Annotated in this window: 18 protein-coding genes; 4 read left to right on the top strand and 14 right to left on the bottom strand. The window is 41.3% G+C overall.

From position 1 onward, the window contains the following. Positions 1–11: 11 nt before the first annotated feature. From ACXAFK_RS09000 to ACXAFK_RS08990, 3 genes are all read right to left on the bottom strand, one after another. Positions 12–440, bottom strand: coding sequence for an FKBP-type peptidyl-prolyl cis-trans isomerase (locus ACXAFK_RS09000; protein ID WP_224836886.1), 429 nt, complete (start codon positions 438–440; stop codon positions 12–14). A 124-nt stretch (positions 441–564) separates the two neighbouring features. Further along, positions 565–1,359, bottom strand: coding sequence for a tetratricopeptide repeat protein (locus tag ACXAFK_RS08995; protein WP_369884563.1), 795 nt, complete (start codon positions 1,357–1,359; stop codon positions 565–567). Continuing rightward, on the bottom strand, positions 1,360–1,857 hold the full coding sequence (locus tag ACXAFK_RS08990) for a hypothetical protein (RefSeq protein ID WP_293295197.1): 498 nt from the start codon (positions 1,855–1,857) through the stop codon (positions 1,360–1,362). A gap of 111 nt (positions 1,858–1,968) precedes the next feature. On the opposite strand from ACXAFK_RS08990, the gene ACXAFK_RS08985 reads away from it, so the two are divergent. Both ACXAFK_RS08985 and ACXAFK_RS08980 read left to right on the top strand, forming a co-directional pair. Further along, entirely contained in the window at positions 1,969–3,096 is a 1,128-nt protein-coding gene (locus ACXAFK_RS08985) for a hypothetical protein (RefSeq protein WP_474957511.1), read from the top strand. Between the two features lie 106 nt (positions 3,097–3,202). After that, a complete protein-coding gene (locus ACXAFK_RS08980; protein ID WP_474957510.1) occupies positions 3,203–4,813 on the top strand; it encodes an alanine/glycine:cation symporter family protein in 1,611 nt (536 codons plus the stop codon). 3 nt (positions 4,814–4,816) lie between these two features. On the opposite strand, the gene ACXAFK_RS08975 is transcribed toward ACXAFK_RS08980, so the two are convergent. Further along, complete coding sequence (locus ACXAFK_RS08975; RefSeq protein WP_474957509.1) at positions 4,817–6,094, bottom strand: aminotransferase class V-fold PLP-dependent enzyme; 1,278 nt, start codon at positions 6,092–6,094, stop codon at positions 4,817–4,819. Positions 6,095–6,149: 55 nt separating this feature from the next. After that, a complete protein-coding gene (locus tag ACXAFK_RS08970; RefSeq protein ID WP_474957508.1) occupies positions 6,150–6,731 on the bottom strand; it encodes a YdeI/OmpD-associated family protein in 582 nt (193 codons plus the stop codon). 253 nt (positions 6,732–6,984) lie between these two features. Between ACXAFK_RS08970 and ACXAFK_RS08965 the strand changes: the two genes are divergently transcribed. Continuing rightward, positions 6,985–7,605, top strand: coding sequence for a JAB domain-containing protein (locus tag ACXAFK_RS08965; protein WP_474957507.1), 621 nt, complete (start codon positions 6,985–6,987; stop codon positions 7,603–7,605). 33 nt (positions 7,606–7,638) lie between these two features. Here the strand turns inward: ACXAFK_RS08965 and ACXAFK_RS08960 are convergent, their stop codons facing one another. The 9 genes from ACXAFK_RS08960 to ACXAFK_RS08920 all read right to left on the bottom strand — a co-directional run bounded on the left by ACXAFK_RS08960 (position 7,639) and on the right by ACXAFK_RS08920 (position 14,546). Further along, positions 7,639–8,877, bottom strand: a complete 1,239-nt coding sequence (locus tag ACXAFK_RS08960) for a DGQHR domain-containing protein (protein WP_474957506.1) — start codon at positions 8,875–8,877, stop codon at positions 7,639–7,641. Beyond that, positions 8,874–9,443: a hypothetical protein gene (locus ACXAFK_RS08955; protein WP_474957505.1), complete on the bottom strand. Its 570-nt coding sequence runs from the start codon at positions 9,441–9,443 to the stop codon at positions 8,874–8,876. The genes ACXAFK_RS08960 and ACXAFK_RS08955 overlap by 4 nt, the downstream gene beginning before the upstream one ends. After that, a complete protein-coding gene (locus ACXAFK_RS08950; RefSeq protein ID WP_474957504.1) occupies positions 9,440–10,279 on the bottom strand; it encodes a DNA adenine methylase in 840 nt (279 codons plus the stop codon). Before ACXAFK_RS08950 ends, ACXAFK_RS08955 begins: the two co-directional genes overlap by 4 nt. A gap of 142 nt (positions 10,280–10,421) precedes the next feature. After that, positions 10,422–10,799, bottom strand: coding sequence for a DUF302 domain-containing protein (locus tag ACXAFK_RS08945; protein WP_474957503.1), 378 nt, complete (start codon positions 10,797–10,799; stop codon positions 10,422–10,424). 9 nt (positions 10,800–10,808) lie between these two features. Continuing rightward, positions 10,809–11,693: a helix-turn-helix domain-containing protein gene (locus ACXAFK_RS08940; protein ID WP_252079792.1), complete on the bottom strand. Its 885-nt coding sequence runs from the start codon at positions 11,691–11,693 to the stop codon at positions 10,809–10,811. 219 nt (positions 11,694–11,912) lie between these two features. Beyond that, on the bottom strand, positions 11,913–12,329 hold the full coding sequence (locus ACXAFK_RS08935) for a DUF1348 family protein (RefSeq protein ID WP_474957502.1): 417 nt from the start codon (positions 12,327–12,329) through the stop codon (positions 11,913–11,915). A 67-nt stretch (positions 12,330–12,396) separates the two neighbouring features. Further along, positions 12,397–12,864 carry a YHS domain-containing (seleno)protein gene (locus tag ACXAFK_RS08930; RefSeq protein WP_252079794.1) on the bottom strand — a complete coding sequence of 156 codons (468 nt, stop codon included), beginning with the start codon at positions 12,862–12,864 and terminating at the stop codon, positions 12,397–12,399. A 30-nt stretch (positions 12,865–12,894) separates the two neighbouring features. After that, positions 12,895–13,440, bottom strand: coding sequence for a carboxymuconolactone decarboxylase family protein (locus tag ACXAFK_RS08925; protein WP_224836871.1), 546 nt, complete (start codon positions 13,438–13,440; stop codon positions 12,895–12,897). 371 nt (positions 13,441–13,811) lie between these two features. Beyond that, positions 13,812–14,546, bottom strand: coding sequence for a cysteine hydrolase family protein (locus ACXAFK_RS08920; RefSeq protein ID WP_474957501.1), 735 nt, complete (start codon positions 14,544–14,546; stop codon positions 13,812–13,814). 547 nt (positions 14,547–15,093) lie between these two features. On the opposite strand from ACXAFK_RS08920, the gene ACXAFK_RS08915 reads away from it, so the two are divergent. Beyond that, positions 15,094–15,327 (top strand): hypothetical protein, encoded by a 234-nt coding sequence (locus tag ACXAFK_RS08915; RefSeq protein ID WP_224836869.1) that lies wholly within the window; start codon positions 15,094–15,096, stop codon positions 15,325–15,327. Positions 15,328–15,329: the final 2 nt, after the last annotated feature.

The raw sequence follows: 15,329 nt of genomic DNA, 5'->3' as shown, positions 1-15,329 counted from the left end.
GGCTACGTAAACTATAGTATCTCCACCAATTCCAAATCGAACACCAAATCTTGTCCTGCCAATGGGTGGTTGGCATCGATAATAATGTCCTCCTCCTCTACTTTGGCGACCCTGAACTGTTGTTCCTGTCCGGCGGCATTGGCCCCCACAAGCCCCATACCTACTTCTGGTTCAAGGTCTTCTGGCAATTGTGACTTGGAAATCTTTTGAAAAAGTGCTTCGTTCACCTCTCCGTAGGCATCTTTCTTATCTATGGTAATCGTCTTCTTTTCGTTAACGGCCATATCAATAAGTCCTTTTTCAAATCCGGGTATCAGCTGGCCCTCACCCAATTTTATTTCCAAGGGCTCTCTTTGCAATGAGCTGTCAAATATCTGCCCATCAACAAGTTTGCCCGTGTAATGCACTTTTACGGTATCGTTTTCTTTTACTTTACTCATAATTTTGTTTTACAGTTTTAAAAATCAAAACGTTGCAAATATACAGGGTATATAATGGTTCAACGAAGAAGTTGACCATAGCTTTTGTAAAAGTTGGTTTTAGGACATAAAAACCGTGTTGGAGTTAAAATTTGGTTTTCAGTTCATCCAAATCCTCTTGGTAGATTTCATTGAGGTATTCTTTATAGCCATCGGAATATTTATATTGAATATTATCCTGTGCCTTCTGTAAATTAATTTGGGCATTTATGGAGTCCCCCATTGTCAAGTAAGTCTTGGCCAGACCATAATAGGCTTCGCAAGTGTTCCCATATTGCTCTATTCCTGTTTTAAAAGCACCAATGGCCTCATCATAATTTTGCATATTGTAATGGCAAAGGCCAACATAAACAAAGGCCTGAACATCTACCCATTCTGCTCCTTGGTTGGTGATACTTTGCTTAAAATGTTTTAGTGCTTTTGGGTAATCACCAAGGCCGTAATAACATTCTCCACGCAAAAAATCGATATCCTCTCCCCAGGGAGCATCCACAACCTCGGGTGTCAAGGCATCCAATCGGTCAAAATCGGCCAAGGCCGAATTGTAGTCCCTTAAGAAACGTAACTTCATGTACCCGCGATACCCAAGATGGTTCAAGGGGTTCAATTCCACAGCCCTGTTCAAATAGGAAAAACCGGTTTCGTAGTCGCCATTTTTATTGAAAGGTACCGATCGCTCAAAAAACGCTGCATCATACTCCGGGTGCTGCCAGTTAAGTATCCCGAATATGGCCTGTGAAAGATTATTTCCCTGCGCACCTGCGGCAAGTTTAAATCGTGCTTCTTTGGATTGGAACACCAGTTGATAAGCAATTAAGCCAACGTAAAGCGTAAAAACCGTAGCCAGAACTATTTTTATGATTTTTAAAACTATCCTCATCTAAAAAATATCCGTAATCTTACCTTGTTCCACCTTAAAAACGATCTGTGCATAACTGTCCACTACCGTGCCCTTAATTTTTCCCGGCATCCATTCTTCCAATTCCAAAATTAAATTGTAAAAATGTTCCAATGTACTGGTTGGCACATTGATTTCTTTTAACTCCGCATCGGTCATCTTGGTTCTAAAGTAGCCCGTTTCACCCTTGCAATTCACTACAAAACGAACCGTTAACAAACCGTTTGACGGTAATCCTTCTGTATTTATTTTTGATAACAGCTTCTTTTTGATATGCTTTTTACCTCCTCGATGATACGTACCGACATGATAATAGGGGTAAATACTATATTCTCCGCAGGGACTGAATTCCTCTGAATCTACTGCTTCATCATACGAAATGTCCCAAATATATCCGGTCAATTTAAAATAGAGCCAAAGCGTTAATATGCCTGCTATAAGAAAACTGACCAACAGCCAAATGTTGAGTTTGCTTTTCAAAAAAAAAGGATTCGTTAATGGTTAACGGCCAATATACTAATAATGAAAGAACTAAAAATCCCTATCCTCTACTATTTTCATATATTGGTGAACAAACAATAACCGACCCAATTGTTTCTACTTAGTCCAGCATACCAAAAAGCATGGTCCATCGCAGCCTCCGCCTTGGAGATATCCAAATTTTATGGCTGGTGGCAATTTGCTGTCTGCCTTTTTGCCTTTATGGCCCTTATGTCCATTTGGTACCACATTGGTCGAAGGCAACGGGATTTTGGGCCCGTTTGGCTAGCACTTTCCATACTCTGTTGGGCATTTTCTGGCCTATCGGAGGTATTGTTGCCCAACGAAAATGGTTGGGGCTCCACGGCCAAGGAAGGATTTCGGAGTGTTTTTTCCCTATTGAACAGCCTATTTATCCTTATGGCCCTCCCTTGGTTCAAATATTTGCCCAAACCGTTCTCTGGTTTAATAAAAAACAAGTTCTGGCCCTTTGTTATTGGAATACCCTTTGTTTTTGCCCTGCTCCCTACCCTTCATAAAATGATATTGGGCCGGTCCGCATCGGCCATAAACGAACTGGATGTATATTATGCCCTTATGACCCTTGTTTTTTTGGGTTTTGTACTCTGGGAATCCTTTACAAAACGTAGGCTACCATTACTTGGGATACTCTCTTTGTTCACGGTATTGATTACCTTGGTAGCACAAGTATATAAGCTTATGGACAATACCATTAATTTGTTATTGTTCTCGGCCATTTTTAAAACATCGTTGATCATGCTCTTTTTCGCCCTGGCACTAAGTTGGGTAAAAGAGCTCACCGAAACCGTTATCCCAAGCGCATATCAATTACGGCTGAATTTTAAAAAAGGGGATCGCAATACCTGCGAAGTCATCCTAAAAGGATTTCCCGGCCAAACAGATAGAAATATATCCCTGACACCTGCATTGTACAAATTGCTCAAAACTTTTGCGGAACGTAGATTGGCCTCGACCGAAGATTGGCTCGAGATCAAACCTAAAAATTTTGATGGCTCCAAAAATTACGATATCAACGACCACAATGAGCTGAAGCGTTTGCTACAAGCTTTGCTCAACGGACTCTTTGGCAAACAGAATTGGACCAAGGACAAACACTATATCCCCCTAAAAAACACCTTGTTCGAAATGTCGGAAAACCGTGAACGAAAAATTCGTCTTCAATTGCCCAAAGAAAATATTTATATTGAAAATGAGTGACTTAGGCATGATTTGTCAGTTTCGGCATTACTGACATTTTAGGATTCTTTCCGACAATTGCCCAAAAATCCAAATCAGGGATAGAAATTCAGGGAAATTTCAAGTCATGGGCAGAACGCTGTTATTCAGTTTATTATCACTATCAAGTACTACATTGTTAGCATCAACCTCAACCAAAGGGTTGGATGAAAAAATCAATGATGGTTTTATGCCATTTGCCGTTTGGTGGGAAAGCCTAGTGTTGGCAGAAATCCCCATTTTTGGTCATAGCATTCCGGTAGTGCTCATTATATTGATAGTGGGTGCACTTTTTTTCACCCTTTATTTTGGTTTTGTGAACATCCGGCATTTTTCAACAGCCATTCAAGTGGTACGTGGCAAGTACGATGACCTAGAAAAAAATCAACCCCTATTACAACCACACGTTTTTGAGGTCGAAGGTGACTTAAAGGATACCATTAAAGATGAAGGTCACTTTGGCGAGGTCAACCATTTTCAGGCACTGGCAACAGCAGTTTCTGGAACAGTGGGCCTTGGCAATATAGCTATGGTCGCGGTAGCCATTTCCATTGGTGGTCCCGGTGCCACTTTTTGGATGATCTTGGCGGGACTGCTCGGCATGTCCTCCAAATTTGTGGAATGTACCTTGGGCGTAAAGTATAGGGATATCGATGGTAAGGGAAATGTGTTCGGTGGCCCCATGTACTATTTATCCAAAGGATTAAAAGAAATGGGATTAACGCAGTTGGGCAAGTTCCTTTCCGTTGTTTTTGCAGTACTCTGCGTGGGTGCTTCCTTTGGTGGCGGAAATGCGTTCCAGAGCAATCAAGCTGCGGCACAGATCATTGAGCGTTTTGGGCTCAGCGGAGCTTCTTCCGGTAGTATTATCGGGCTTGTTTTTGCCCTTTTGGCAGGAATTGTGATCATTGGCGGTATTAAACGGATTGCCAAAGTGACCGAAAAAGTGGTGCCTTTTATGGCCATCCTATATGTGGGCGCTTCGCTTTTTATCATTTTTTCCCACATAGAATGGGTCGACGATGCCTTTAGACTGATCATTACCGAGGCATTTACCCCCAAGGCCACCATTACGGGCGGATTTGTAGGCGTTCTCATCCAAGGATTCAGAAGGGCGGCCTTCTCCAACGAAGCCGGAGCCGGTTCGGCCGCTATTGCACACTCTGCGGTAAATACGGCGCACCCTGCTTCCGAAGGTCTGGTGGGACTGCTGGAGCCTTTTATCGATACCGTACTGATCTGTACCATGACGGCCATTGTAATCATCCTTTTTAATATGGATGGCATGTTCGTGTATGGCGATGTGGTAAATGGTCAGGCTTTAATGTACGATGGCAGCCGCTTGGGCGGCGTGAACATTACCTCCATGGCTTTTGAAAATTCGATAAGCGGCTCCTCTTATGTACTTATGGCCGCCGTTTGTCTCTTTGCCTTCTCCACGATCTTGTCGTGGTCCTACTATGGTTTACAGGCATGGAAATACCTTTTTGGCCGCGGAAAATGGATAGATCTTACCTATAAGATCATATTTCTGTTGTTTACCGTACTCGGGGCGGCCATTACCTTGGACGCGGTCATCAAATTTTCGGATGCCATGATCCTGGCCATGGTTTTCCCCAACATGATAGGGTTACTCATCCTGTTCCCTAAAGTGAAGCAAGAGTTTTCAAAATATTTGAAATTGATACGACGGCCTTAAAAATCAGCCCAACCCCTCTATCAATCTCAGAGCGGTATCGATCTCTGCCTTGGAATTGTAAATATGCACGGAATGGCGCAACATTTCGTTGCCCACCGAGCGTGGCTGCAAACGTTCCTTTTCCCACATATATTTTTGAAGCTCAGGGCCGCTCATGCCACTAACACCATAGGTGGTGATGCCCGCTGCCAATTCCTCGTTGGTGGATGAATAAAAAGTGACATGCTTTATTTCCTTGAGGCCATCGCGCAGGTATTTACCCAATTCTTTCACTCGGGCCGACCACGCATCTTGGCCAATAGTGTTGAAAAAGTCCACGGCGGCATCGTAACCGGCCATAAGTCCGGCATTGCCCGTTCCGTTTTGCATCAAACGAAAACCATGATCATCCTTATTGTCCCAATTATAACTGGCAATGGTGCTCCAAATATCGCCCACCACCTCTTTGCTAATGTACAACAACCCACTGCCTGCAGGGGCCAACAGCCATTTATGTAGACTGGAGTAATAAGCATCGCAACCGATATCCTTAACGTCCACCGGAACATGGCCCACACATTGCGCTCCGTCCAAAATGGTAAAAATGCCCCGTTTTTTGGCTTCGGTACAAATGGCCTTTACCGGCATTACCGTTCCAAAACCGGAAATAATATGTGGAATGGCGATTACCTTGGTCTTTGGGGTGACTTGCTTAAAAATGGCATCCACAATTTCCTGTGGGTCGTTGGCAGGTTCGGGCATAATGGCCTGCTTGTACACACAGTCCTTTCGCTTGGCGAGCAATTGCCAAGCCCCAAAACCACCACCATGTTCTTGATTGGTATTGAGCAATTCGTCGCCTTTTTTTAAATCGAGGCCCATACCCACGTAGTTCATTCCAAAAGTGGCATTCTGCACCAAGGAGATCTCCTTAAAATCACAATTGATAATGTTGCCCAATTTGGTACGAAGCTCCTCGTATGGAAAATAGCCGGTCAACAGTTCGGGGCCCGAGCCGTTTTTATAGTCCACCGTAGCGGCTTCCACGTTCCAGTGCATCATGTGGTGGAACATTTTGTCCAGGGCATAGCCCGATGTAGGACCCATGGTACCGTTGTTAAAATAGGTCTGACCTTCCTTTAAAGGAAACTGTTTGCGTACCATGCCCCAATAGGTTTCATCCTTTGGGGCATTGGTTTGCAATGGGGTCAGCGACCACTCTTTTTGATGGTCGAAAGACAAGAGGGGCAGGGACATCATCGCTGCTGCACCTTGTTTCAGGAATTTTCTGCGTTGGGTCATAGTTCGGTTGGTTTTTAGGTTATTGGTTTATTGTACAAGGGCAATTGCCGATTATTTACCTTTCGTTATATCCTTTGCCCTGCAAAATCTTAGGAACACATTTCTCGATGCGGTTTTCGCGGGTTTTGGATTGTTTGGCTTCAGAAATGTACAGCATGTACCCACGCTGCCGTCCCGGGGTCAATGCTTCAAAAGCAGTTTTAAAATCTTTATCCTTTTCCAGTTTATGTTCAAGCTCTTCTGGCATATCAAACTCGGAAGTCTTCTTCATTTTTACTTGTAGCCCTGCCCTTTCCACCTCAACGGCTTCGTATATGTAGGTCTTTATCACCTTTTCTTGTTCCCTAACCCCATCTACATTGGTAAAGCGCAGCTGCCGAGCGGATTGTACATTTTTTGTTTGCCGAAACAAAATACCTTTGGTATCCTTTAGCAATGCTCCTTTGTGGAACAACAAGGCACAGTACTCTTTAAATCCATGTATTAAAAATATATTGCCGCCATTATAGGTGTAGCAGGGCTTGCCCCATTTAAGCTCTTCGGTCAAACCTGTTTCGAGTGCAATTCTTCGTAATTCCCTGAATGCATTTTGCCATTGGGATGGTTTTTCAAAAAAGAAATCGACTTTAGGGTTCATAACTTTTAGTTTGAGGAGGGTCTGCTCCGAAAAAATACAAATTCCTTGAGGATTTATTACTCCTAGCACAACTTTAGTTTTTGTAAGCTGAAAAATGGTCCTTTAAATTTAAGAGGCAATCCTTAACCATAAAAATAAATTCCTCCGCCCCAAGAACATAGTTTGGAGCGGTTTTTTATGCCCAAATCGCATTTTTGTTTTTCTCCCGGGCATGGACTACCTTTCCCCTACCCAAAAATTATAAACACCTACCATGAACGTACGGCTTACCAAAGATCAAAAGATACAAGTGCTCAACTCTGCGGACATATATGCGATCATGCAACAGGTTTTGCTGCGCGAAAACAAGATACGCCGCAACCAAGAGCATTTTTGGGTGGTGGGGCTCAACCACAACAACAAAATACTGTTTGTGGAGCTTATTGGATTGGGTGCCAGCAACCGCGTAAATGCCGACCCGCCCGATGTGTTCCGCATGGCGATCTACAAACTGGCCAGTAAACTGATCTTGGTGCACAACCACCCCAGCGGAACGCACGAGGTTACCGATGCCGATATTACCTTTACCGACCACATGTTAAAAGTGGGGAAACTGATCAAAGTGGAGGTGCTCGACCATTTGGTGATCACCGAAACCCACTACACCAGTTTTGCCGACCAAGGCGTAATGGACGAACTGCAAAAAAGTGGCCTTTTTGAAATTATGGGACCCGAAAAGCAAGAACTGGAACAATTTAAGATTGATACCGAGAAAAAGCGGGCTGAAAAAGAAAAGGCGATTAGTATTGCCAAGAAGATGAAAGCTGATGGTCTTGACGATGAAACTATTAAAAAATATACAGGGTTAGGATTGAAGGAGATTGGGGGGATTTGAAAGATTCAGTCCAATTAAAAGACTTTATCCTTTTTATTTATTTAGATCATATTCCTTTATTAAATCTCTATACAATTGACTTTGTCCACTTGATCCTGGCTTATAATTATCAGTTGTAAAACTTTCGTCTGTAATATTTATTTTCTCAAAAACATTTTTAAACTCCTCTCTGTCAACTAGTTCACTTGACTTACCCATATCATTATATATATATCTTAAAAATCTAAAAAGAGCAACAATTCCAGTGGACTTAGTAAGTATATTTTTTTCAATCGGCGGATCATTATTCCAAGCCCTGCTCCATCTTGATCTCACTTCACTGAAATAGTTATTAATGATTTTATAAATTATTTCTTCCTTATCATTAATAAATAAATTTCTAAATATTCTTCTTTTAAGTTCACTAGGGTTTGTCTCTGGCTTTAACCCCCCTTTGCCAAAAATTGATTTTTTCTTTAAAGAGTTTCTATCCCCCATCGGGTCCTTAGAAATACTATCTATTATTAATTCGGCAAATGTAGCTTGCGCAATAGTTTCTAACTCTTTATTTCTCGCTGTACCAAGAATTTTAATCTTTTTATAAAATGGACTCTGATCAGCTTTATTTAGAATCCTAATAATATCATGTGCAGTTTTTTGTGGACTTGGAGAGTTGGCATATTCATATAAATCATAAACTAAAGATTTATTCACTTTGGTTTGAGCTTTGTTTATAACGGAAAATATCTGGGCTTGATCGTCCAAATCTAGGTCTACAAAAATGGTAACATTAAAATCAAAATCGGTTATTTCCTTTCCTGTTTCCACAGCCTTTCTAAATCCTTCAAGCCTATGTTGCCCATCTAATATTTTTGCGATTTTTTCATCTCTCCTAATACTTATAATGTTTTTTTCGAAATCTACTTCAACATTATCCTTAGTTATAATATTTTCAGCATTTTTCTCGATAAATTCATCATCATAATTTTCGATTAACTCACCTTTAAAGTATAAGGATCGGGACCTTATGTGTAAAATAACGCTTGTTGGAAAAGTAGCATCTATGTTCGTTACGTATTGTGAAATTTCTTTGATTCGACTTTTTGAGACCTTTCTTTGAATTCCCAAATAGTCATCAATTTCTTTAGAATCTTCACTTGCCTCATTTATCTCTCTAATATCAGCAAATGATATATCCGTTAGTTCCTCCCATGACATTGAACAGACATAAAACGATCCAATGGGTTGTCTTACCTCCAAAAAGGGTATTATTATATTATCCTGTTTTTTCATTTGAATATTTTACTCTCCAATCCTCTTAAATCATCCTTTCTTGAATTGGCAAGTGAAGTTGACCTGTTTTCAAAAAGTTTTGATATTAACATTGCAATCACCATCCAAATAAGAAATATGATTGAAAAATTTACTATTCTATTTTTACCTTTTTCAATAATGCTTAACGGCTTTTCATCTATTGAATCAATGTTTGAGTTACTTAAATCTTGAGTTCCGATTAACTTTTCAGATATTTCAATCTCTTCCTTATGAGAACTATTAATATTATAAACATTTTGAAGCTCTAATGAGTATAAGGCTGTACCAATGAAAATAAACAAAATGGTACACCAAAAGAAAAAATCAACAGCTCTAGAAGAACCAACATCAACTTTATATGTATATAATGTATAAACTGTACTAATTGCCAATGAAAGACAAATTATAGTTAATTCTCCGTTCCCAATAATGTCTGTTGATTCTGGAAATTCATATCCATTAAAATAGATAATTGCTACAAGAACAATTAGTGGAAGTAGACTCCCCAAAATATTAATCAGAGTATATGCAATAGATTCTCTCATTGAATGTTAACATTTGTAAAAATATATTCAGAATATTTGCCTCTTTTGGCGTTGACCCCACCTATTAAACTAGCTCGTTTTATTTTAACCACTCTATTATCTTTATAAAAAATCTCCTTAACCTTATAATGAGCAGCATTTGTTAAAATGTAATAAGCCCCCTTTCCATTTATTTCCTCAATCATTTTTGCAAGACGGTATTGATCATCAATGCCAAAAAGTTTTTGGTTGTACTTTAAAAAACCATTGTTGTTATGAGAAATTGTATAGGGAGGGTCAAGAAAAACCAAATCCCCTTTCGTTACATTATCCAAACAGTTAGTAAAATCTCCTGTTTCAATTTTAGTGTTTAATAATGCTTGACTAGCATTCCTCAATACATCGGGTTCAAAAAAATTCTTCTTTCTATAACCAAATGGCACATTATACTGGCCATTCAGATTAACACGGTAAATTCCGTTAAAAGATGTTTGATTAAGATAAATGAATCGAGCAGCCCGCTTTGAAATTTTTCTGAATTTTGAAGATCTAATACTATAATAATCTTCTTTAATGTTTTTAAACTTGCTAAGTTCAAAAATTACATCCTCAACATTATCTCTTACCGCTATATAAGTTTCAATAAGTTCACTGTTTAAATCTGATAGAATAGCTGTTTGAGGCTGTAAATGAAAAAAAATAGAACCTCCACCCAAGAAAGGTTCATGATAATTGTTAAATCCTGATTGTGGCAAAAACTTGTCAAGACTTTTTATCAGCCATCGTTTCCCACCAGCCCAACGAAGAAATGGTTGACATGGCACATTATCAATTAATGGATTTACGGTGTTATTCATTTTTAGGTTAGTCGTCGCTCAAATATATAAAAATTCTTACAAGGAAATCTATTTTGGAATTTAGATTATACCAATCATTATATAAAAAAAGCCCTAAAGGGCTTTCTCCAACATTCCAAAAAATCCAACAATCCAACCCTCCTTAAAAAGAAAGTATCCCCTGCACCCGCTTCAACAACTCGGCTGCCATTTCGGGCTTTAACCCATAGTCCTGTAAGCTGTGCACGGGGTTTTTAAAACTCAGTTGGGTGGTGGTCTCATCCAGTTGGTGCAGTACCAGTTTTAGGGGGATATCGTTTATGGCCAAAGGATCGTTCGCCATGATCTCCGCAATATATTTCGGGTGAAAAAAGAGCAATTGCCGCAACGGCGCTATGCGCACCCCATGTTTGGCCACAATGGCCTGGGTGTCTATTTCGTGCAGGAGCAAAAAATCGTGGTCGGTAATTCGTTGTTTCAAGGTTTTGTACACCTGCCCAAAGGGCAACGGTAAGGTCTGGTGAACTATATGTGCTTTCATCAATAGGGTTTACGCGGAGGCGGCACGGGCAAAGCCCACGGTTTCGCGATAGGTTTTGGGGGATATGTCCGCATTGTTCTTAAAAAATCGGCTAAAGTAGTGCTCATCGTCGTACCCCAGGTCGTAGGCGATCTCCTTTACCGTTTTGTTGGTAAGGTACAGCTCGCGCTTGGCCTCTATAATGATCCGCTCGCTGATCAGGTTGGTCATGGTCTTGTTAAAATGGTTCTTGGTCATCTTGGCCAGCGCTTTGGGGCTAATGTTCAGCAGATCGGCATATTCGCCTGCGGAGTGCATGGTCTTGTAATGGGTCTCTATCAGATTTTTGAGCTTTTGTAAAATAAAGGGCTCTTTTTCGTCGGTGCTGCCCTCCAAGGCTTCGGGCTGTTGCTTGGCCTTGGCGCGGGAGGCGGATATCAAAAATATTTTAAGATAGGATACCAACAGTTCGTACTGTGCCAATTCGGATTTTTGTACTTCGGCATACATCTGCTCTATTATGCGTTCCAGCTCGTTTTTCATATCGTCCGTAACACAGAGCATGGGCGGGCTGTAGATATTGTTAAAAAGGATCCCGTTGCAGGCCACTTGTTCGTGGTGTTTGTGAATGCAGAAAAAATCCGGGTGAAAATTTAAAACCACGCCCTCCAAAGGCTCTTCTTCGGTAAAGGTAAAGGGTTGATAGGGCGTTACGGCAAAAAGCGTGTTCGGGGTAAAGGGATATTCCGTAAAATCCACTTGGGCGGTGCCCCTCCCCTTTTTTATCCAGATCAGGGAATAGTAATTGAACCGATGGGTATCGCAAAACTGACAGCTATTATCAAATTCGGAGAGTTTAAAGGCCAAGTTCCCGGTCTGTTCGTTAATAAGTGTGTTGGTGTTGTAGATGTCCATATATGTTGAGTTTTCAGTAGGCGGTTTTCAGTAGGCAGTTAGCAGTTAGCAATTGTTAGTAGGTAGTTTGTAGTAGTTAGTTGTTTGTTATCAATCATTATAAACCCTATGTCTGTCACTTCGAGCGCAGTCGATAAGCCATATATCTCAACATCTAAATAAGCGGTCTCGACTTTAGTTTATCTTGAGCGAAGTCGAAAGACTCGACCTGACATTTGACTAAAGTCTTCTTTCCGATTCGTCTATCGGCAGATCGTTGATGCTGGCATAGCGCTTTTGCATAAGCCCGTGCTCGTTGAACTCCCAATTTTCGTTCCCGTACGCGCGTATCCACGCTCCTTCGGCATTTTGGTATTCGTATTCAAAACGAACTGCAATCTTATTGTCGGTAAAGGCCCATAGTTCCTTTCGTAGTTTGTAGTTTTTTTCTTTTTGCCACTTTTCGGTCAAAAAGGCAACCACCTCTTCTCGTCCGTTCACAAATTGGGAACGGTTGCGCCATTCGGTATCCACGGTGTAGGCCTTACTCACTTTTTCCGGGTTCTGGCTGTTCCAGGCATCTTCGGCCAATTGTACTTTTTCCTTTGCGGTAGCCTCGGTAAAGGGAGGCAATGGATATTTCTTTTCTGTTTCCATAATCGTGTTTTTTAGATTGAAAAAGGGCAGGACCTTTACGACCCCACCCCTCTCAGGTAATTAAAACCTACTTGCTATTTTTTACTTTGGGCCATTTGGCATGCGCCGCTTTTTTAAGCTCGGTGGTGCGTTGTGCCCAATCTTGGTACGTATTAAAGGGTTCTCCGTTAAAGGGTCCGTTAAAGAACAGGTACAATTTTCCATCGATCACCGTATAGGTTTCCGGATTGATGGGAAACTTGGCGTCTTTGGCACCTACGCCCCACGCACAATACCCATCGAATTGGGGCAAATAGTTCTTGGGCGATTTTTTAAAGGCGTTCTGATTTGCCTTGCTGGCAAAATAATAGGTAGCCCCGTGGTGCTTTACCGCATAACTCTTGCTTCCTTTTTTGGCTTCTCCGGAAAAGTAGGAGACTACATCGTACCCACCAATGGCAAGACCGTTATCGTCTACCGGAGGGGTCTGGGCCTGTACACTTATGGCTGCAAACAATGTGAATGCCACAAGAAATAGATTTCTAAATGTTTTCATCTGTTTTTGATTTTAAGTTGTAATGATCGGTTATACCGTTGCAGCTTCCACTACTGGGAAATCGATATCGGTATTGGCCGTATTGTTAAAATAATTGGTAAAAATGTTCAAGGCCACATGGGCAACGATCTCGCCGATGGCGCCATCGGTATATCCGGCATCTTTAACAGCTGCCACATCTTCTGCAGAAACCCGTCCGTTCTTGGCGATCAAGGTTTTGGCAAATTGAAGCGCTGCCTCGATTTTTGCGTCCCCGTTTTCACCACCTCTTGCGGCCTGTAGGGTATCTGTGTCTATCCCTACCAATTTTTCACCTATAAAAGAATGTGCGGAAAGGCAATAGTTACAGGCGTTGGACTCTGCTACGGACAAGGCCAATAATTCGCCCAATTTTCCACCCAAAGAGCCTTTGCCCAATGTGTCGCTAAGGTTTAGGTAACTTTCCAACACCACAGAGGAGTTCCCCATGGTTTTCATCATATTGGGAACCATTCCCAATTTTGACTGGATACCTTCAAATAATTCTTTTGATCTTCCGGTTGCTTCCTTTGGATCTAATGCTTGTAAACGTGTCATAATTTTCTGTTTTTTAAATTCGTAAATGCTTTGTCTTTATTGACGATACAAAGGTGCGTTGATGATAGCTAGTAAAAAATGGACAGATTTCGCCAGTCCTTGGACAATTTTCCCTTTGGAAATTGAAAGCATTGAATATCAAGCAAAAACATTGAGATGCGTCATTCTGAATTCATTTCAGAATCCCATCATGGTTTTGAGCAAATCATTATGAGAACCTGAAACAAGTTCAGGTTGACGAAAACTACCTCCTTGGATATCCTTCTCGGACATTTTTACATGGGTTAACTACTTGACCGTCAAAAAAACAAGGGGCCCGATCTACATCGAACCCCTTGTCAACCTACTGCAACATCACAAACACTTAAGTCTTACTTTATGCCGTGCATTTTTAGTTCTTTCACTAATTCGTCCGTGGTAAACACTTTACTGGATATCATTTTATAATTGGTCTGAGCAGCTTGGTCGCCATCCAACCCAGGTAGCTTGGCAGAAGCTGTGGCATCGCCAACAACAGCTACCTCGAAACCGTTTTCCACCAACTCCCTCATGTGCGATTCTGCACAAAGGTTACCGGACATTCCGGCCAAGATCACCTTGTCCACCCCTTGTTTTCTTAGCTGTAGGGCCAAATCGTTGGATTCGGAACCGAACACTTTATGGGGACCGGTAACCACTACCCTATCCTTATTAATGTATTTTTTGTACCGTGGCAACCAGTCGGCGCCAGAGCCTTCAAATCCTTTTACGTTCAATTGATCTCCACGATCGAACATGGTAATGTTGTGCATCAACTTTTCCAGGGTTCCTTCGAATTTCCATTGGTGATCGTGCTCGTAGTAGTAATGGGGAGAAATAAACACAGGAATGTTATACTTTTCTCCCAATTTGAACATGGTCTCCAAGTTCTCGATAGTGTTGTTTTCCTGTACACTTTGCCCTACGGCCCCCCAAGCCACTCCGTCCGGGCTAAGGAAATCGTTTTGTGGATCGGTGATCACAATGGCGGTAGAGCCATCGATTACAAAACCGGGTTCTGGCAATTGGGCATGTAGCCCCGAAATGGTGATCATAAACACGCAAAGTGTTCGCATTAAATTTTTCATTCTATTTTTCTTTAACTGATTAAACTTAAATTTTGATGAGACAAAGTTCCGGTAATGAAGAGGCTTAAAAAATGGACAGAGTACGCCAGTAAATGGACAATTTTCCTTTTTCGGAATTTTTAAGCGCAAAGAATAGCTATCCGTATATTCAAATGCAGTATTCATCAATTGAAAACCTACATTCGTCAATTGGTTGCGTAAAATAATTGCACAACGTGTAGCTTGCTAAAAAAACGGGAATATGACTACACTCGAAACTATAAATGCCTTACAGATCTTTTGTTTGATCATGGCCGGAATTATTATTTTTATGATCGGTTGGTTGGCCGGTGCCCATTGGGGATCCAGACACAGGGTGTAATATAATGCCTGTTTTGCCGTTACCACTAATTCCAAATCATTTTAAACCTACGCAGCTATTTTTTGGAGCGACCCATCACTTGATCGTATACTGGCCTATTTTGGCGATGAGCAGTTCACTGTAAGGATCGATAGGCTCCGTACCGGAGAATTCCGCTACCTATGCTGGCACAATAAGAGCAGCATTTTGGGCAGGCCCCAATTGATCCTTAGGAACGGACAGGTCACCAAAAACCCAAACAAAAGAATTACACAGTATGTTTTCCACCACGAAGGCTCCACTTTTACCATAGAACATTTGGTCTCCAAAATTGAGGGCGGTATTAATTACTATTTTGTTGAAGTGGTGAGCAAAGACCAAAAAAAAAGTACTTGGAAAATGAACGAATTGACCATTCCCAAGTACCTTTTAAATTTATGATA

The sequence above is a fragment of the Flagellimonas sp. ABD4_174 genome, from assembly GCF_056160185.1.
This window is presented reverse-complemented; position numbering and strand designations above follow the sequence as displayed.